Origin of the sequence: Streptomyces recifensis, assembly GCF_002154615.1 — a bacterium.
Classification (GTDB): domain Bacteria; phylum Actinomycetota; class Actinomycetes; order Streptomycetales; family Streptomycetaceae; genus Streptomyces; species Streptomyces griseoluteus.
On sequence record NZ_MUNH01000326.1, the window covers coordinates 1 to 4,004 of the forward strand.

The following is a 4,004-nucleotide window of genomic DNA, read 5'->3' on the forward strand; positions in this document are numbered from 1 at the left end:
CTGTACCTCATGGGTGGGTCCGGGCGGGGCGGAGCGGGGCGTACGGTGGGGGCCTCGGGGCTCCGGAGTGCCGCCTGGGTCAGGTTCCGGTTGGTCCCGTAATGTGGCGTTCGGCGTCGGGGGAGTGAGCCCGACGCGGCTCCTGGGGAAGGGACTTGAGGGACTTGATGGAACGCACCGTCGTCCGTTGCGCGGACGGGCACGTCTTCAGCGCCGCTTCGTTCCCGATGCAGCAGGCCGAGCGGCTGGGCCCCGGCCGGCTCGTCCGGTGTCCCCGCTGCGCGCGGCTGCGCAGCGCGGTGCCGGTCACCCTGCAGAAGCGGTAGGCACACGCACCACCAGGGGCGCGGACCGTCACGATTGTCGGCGGTCCGCGCCCCTTGCGTATCCTCGGGGCGTGCTTCTCTCAGACAAGGACCTCCGGGCCGAGATCGACGCCGGGCGGGTCCGGATCGATCCCTTCGAAGAATCCATGGTTCAGCCCTCGAGCATCGACGTACGGCTGGACCGTTACTTCCGGGTGTTCGAGAACCACCGGTACCCCCACATCGACCCCTCCGTGGAGCAGCCGGACCTCACCCGGCTGGTGGAGCCCGAGGGCGACGAGCCGTTCATCCTGCACCCCGGTGAGTTCGTGCTGGCGAGCACGTACGAGGTCATCACGCTTCCGGACGACCTGGCCTCCCGTCTGGAGGGCAAGAGCTCGCTGGGCCGGCTCGGCCTGGTCACCCACTCCACCGCCGGCTTCATCGACCCCGGCTTCAGCGGCCACGTCACCCTGGAGCTGTCGAACCTCGCCACCCTGCCGATCAAGCTCTGGCCCGGTATGAAGATCGGCCAGCTCTGCATGTTCCGGCTGTCCTCCCCCGCCGAGCACCCCTACGGCAGCGACCGCTACGGCTCCCGCTACCAGGGCCAGCGCGGCCCGACCGCCTCGCGGTCCTTCCTGAACTTCCACCGGACCCAGGTATGAGGGCGGCGACATGAGCGACGCGCGGGAGAACCTGACCTACGAGAGCTTCGGCACGGCCGTCCGTGAGCTGGCGCAGACCATCGCGGACGACGGCTTCGAGCCCGACATCGTGCTGAGCATCGCGCGCGGCGGCGTCTTCGTGGCCGGCGGCCTGGCCTACGCCCTGGACTGCAAGAACATCCACCTGGTGAACGTGGAGTTCTACACCGGCGTCGGCACCACGCTCGACATGCCGGTGATGCTGGCGCCCGTCCCCGACCGCATCGACTTCTCCGACAAGAAGGTGCTCATCACCGACGACGTCGCCGACACCGGCAAGACGCTCAAGCTGGTGCGCGACTTCTGCCTCGACACCGTCGCCGAGGTGCGTTCCGCCGTCATCTACGAGAAGTCCCACTCCCTCGTGAAGTGCGAGTACGTCTGGAAGCGCACCGAGGACTGGATCAACTTCCCGTGGAGTGTCTTGCCTCCGGTACGTATGTGGGGAGAGGCGCCGAAGCAGAACAAGGAAGCGCTCTGACCTGATGACTTCGCTGCGGTCTGTCGCCCTTCGCGTGAGCTGGTTGTCTGTGCGGTAGTTGCTGCCCGTCGATGCGAACTATGGGCGGGTCGGTCGCTGAGGTCTGTCCGGCTGGCCGCCCGTGTGCCGGCGGTGATCCGCGGGCGACGGCGGCCAGAAGTTGGCTCGACCTCATGCTGCGGCCAACCCTCACCAGGGCGCGTCGGCGCAGCGGGCCGGAGGCAGGAACGGAGAGCGCGCCCGGCGGAGCGGAGCGCAGCCGGGACTTGATGAGGTAGAGAAACCTGTAACAGCTCTCAGGCCGCGCCGGCGTTCGACGCATCGGCAGATCTGGGAACAAGCACGTCATAGGCACCGGTGAGAAGCAGCACCTGGGTGGGCTGGCCTTGCAGACCGGCAAGGACCAGCTGCCTGCCCTCGGCAAGAAGGCGGAGGTGCAGCTGGAGCAGAAGATTGAGGCCGCTGGAGTCCATGAAGGACACGCCTGACATCTCCAGGTGCAGCGCCTTGCCATCCGGTGGGATGGCGCTGGTGGCATCCATGAGGGCAGGACAGGTGTGAAGGTCCATCTCCCCGGCGACAGTGATCACGGTGCGGTCGGTGAACTGCTGGGTGACCACGGTGAGGTTGTTCATGGTTCGCCCCTCCTATCAGGGGTCGAGCCCATCACACCCCCGCTCAGCGGGGGCATCAAGCGCGCGACTAGATCGGGCCGCGCAAAGCCAAGCAAGACCACCCGCGCCGCGCCTCGGCCACTGCAGTGGCCCGCAAGGACGGTGCGGGGTCTCCTACCAGACCAGGCTGGTTGTGCGACCACCCTCGCACACCTTGGCCCCAATGCATGCAGGGCCGTCGCCGCGAGCCCCGCAGGCCCGCGTGCCCGCGCAGCGTCAGGTGCCGCCCGGACGTATGTCGTCCAAGCGGTCGACGAGCACCACGGACGCCGGATGTGCGGGCCTGGGGACCTGGATGAGGATGGGCACGTAGACCACGTCGCCATGCCTGTACTCGGCCTTCCACGAGTGCCGGTAGCACACGATCTCCTGCGGAGCACCGCGCGTCGCGTAGCACTGGGGCACCGACTCCGTGAACGCGGGCGGCGAGTTCTCCCACCGGGCGCCCGGTTCGCTCGCCGCCGCACCTGGTGCACCCCACGCCCCGAGTGAAACGCAGCAGACGCAGAAAGCCGCGGCCACCGCACCGGCATTCCGGCTCGCTGCTCTGCCGGTGGTCATCACAAAACCCCTGTCACGGCTCGGAAGGGTGCAGTTTGCGGGCGGCGTCGTGCCGGGTGTGGACGCCGAGCTTGGCCAGCACCGCGCCCACGTGGTGCCCGGCGGTCTTGGGCGTGATGTAGAGGCGGGCGGCGATCTCGGCGTCCGACAGGCCCTCGTTCAGCAGCTTGAGGACGTCCAGCTCCCGGTTGGTCAGCCCGTACGGGTTGGCCCGGGTGGCCGCCCGTGCGCCGCGCCGGATCGGGCGGACCCCCCGGGCGCGCATGACGGCGCGGGTGCGTGCGACGGCCGGCCGGGCGTCCAGGGCCTCGAAGGCCGCCAGGGCCTCGCGCAGCGCGGGCGCGTCGCCGGACAGGCGGGCCAGCGCCGCGTCGTGCGGGCAGCCGAGCCCGTCCCAGCGGGCCGCGGCGCCCGCCCAGTCGCCGGTCAGCTCCAGCGCGTAGGGTTCGGCGGCCGGTACCTGCGGGGGTGTTCCGCCGGCGCGGCGGATCCAGCAGGCCAGCGGGCCGGACAGCCAGGGGTGCGTACGCTCCGCCAACGCGGCCAGCCCGTTGCGCGCCTCCGTCTGGACCAGCTCGTGGTCACCGGCCAGCCAGGCCGCCTCGACGCGGGCCTCCCAGCCGAGACCCGTGTCCAGCAGGCAGTCCGAGTCGACCAGGCCCGCCGCCCGGTCCAGCAGCGGCCACACCTGGTCCTTGCCCTGGCGGGCCCGCACCAGGCCCAGGACGGTCAGGGCCAGGGCCTCGCCGACCGGTGGTGAGCCGGGGTGGGAGACGACCTGCTGCGCGGTGTCGGCGGCCTGGGTCCACAGGCCCCGGTTCAGCAGTCCCCAGCTGTCCCAGGCCCTCGCGCACAGCAGGTGGGGCAGCAGGTCGTGATCGAGGAAGTAGGCTTCCGCCCGGCTCGCGGCCGCGGTGGTCCGGTCTGCATCGTGCTGCGACGCGCCGAGCCGGCACAGGCTGAGCGCCAGGAAGCCCGCGTCCACGGGCAGATCCCGCGCCATCGCGCTGGACACCGCCCGCTCGCAGTCCTCCCACCCCGCCCCTTCACTCAGCAGGCGTGCCGCCGCGGCATGGAAGTGCGCCTGGTCGGCCACGGCCGCATCGCCGAAACGCTCGCCCAGAGTGGCCGCCTTCCCTGCGTAGGCGGCGGCCACGGCGCCCCCTTCATGCTCGTGACAGGCCAACTGGCAGAGGTTCAGGTAGGCCCACGCCAACTCCCGGCTCGGTGGCAGCCCTTCGAGTACCCGCACTGCCTCCAGACCGGTCTGCCGGGC

6 protein-coding genes are annotated in these 4,004 nt (G+C 70.6%); 3 read left to right on the forward strand and 3 right to left on the reverse strand.

What is annotated here, in order from left to right; translation table 11 throughout:
• The first annotated feature begins 167 nt into the window (after window positions 1-167).
• The 3 genes from CCN33_RS32085 to CCN33_RS18035 all read left to right on the forward strand — a co-directional run bounded on the left by CCN33_RS32085 (window position 168) and on the right by CCN33_RS18035 (window position 1,493).
• Entirely contained in the window at window positions 168-326 is a 159-nt protein-coding gene (locus CCN33_RS32085) for a hypothetical protein (protein ID WP_165425636.1), read from the forward strand.
• 71 nt (window positions 327-397) lie between these two features.
• The gene (gene dcd / locus CCN33_RS18030) at window positions 398-973 is read left to right on the forward strand and encodes a dCTP deaminase (RefSeq protein WP_086694615.1); all 576 of its coding nucleotides are present in this window, start codon (window positions 398-400) and stop codon (window positions 971-973) included.
• Window positions 974-983: 10 nt separating this feature from the next.
• Window positions 984-1,493, forward strand: a complete 510-nt coding sequence (locus tag CCN33_RS18035; protein ID WP_086694616.1) for a phosphoribosyltransferase — start codon at window positions 984-986, stop codon at window positions 1,491-1,493.
• A 296-nt stretch (window positions 1,494-1,789) separates the two neighbouring features.
• Here the strand turns inward: CCN33_RS18035 and CCN33_RS18040 are convergent, their stop codons facing one another.
• The 3 genes from CCN33_RS18040 to CCN33_RS18050 form a co-directional block, all read right to left on the reverse strand.
• Window positions 1,790-2,128, reverse strand: coding sequence for an STAS domain-containing protein (locus CCN33_RS18040; protein ID WP_086694617.1), 339 nt, complete (start codon window positions 2,126-2,128; stop codon window positions 1,790-1,792).
• Between the two features lie 255 nt (window positions 2,129-2,383).
• Window positions 2,384-2,572, reverse strand: coding sequence for a hypothetical protein (locus CCN33_RS18045; RefSeq protein ID WP_086694618.1), 189 nt, complete (start codon window positions 2,570-2,572; stop codon window positions 2,384-2,386).
• Window positions 2,573-2,741: 169 nt separating this feature from the next.
• Window positions 2,742-4,004: helix-turn-helix domain-containing protein (locus CCN33_RS18050; RefSeq protein WP_140394582.1), on the reverse strand; the 1,263-nt coding region annotated here is incomplete at its 5' end.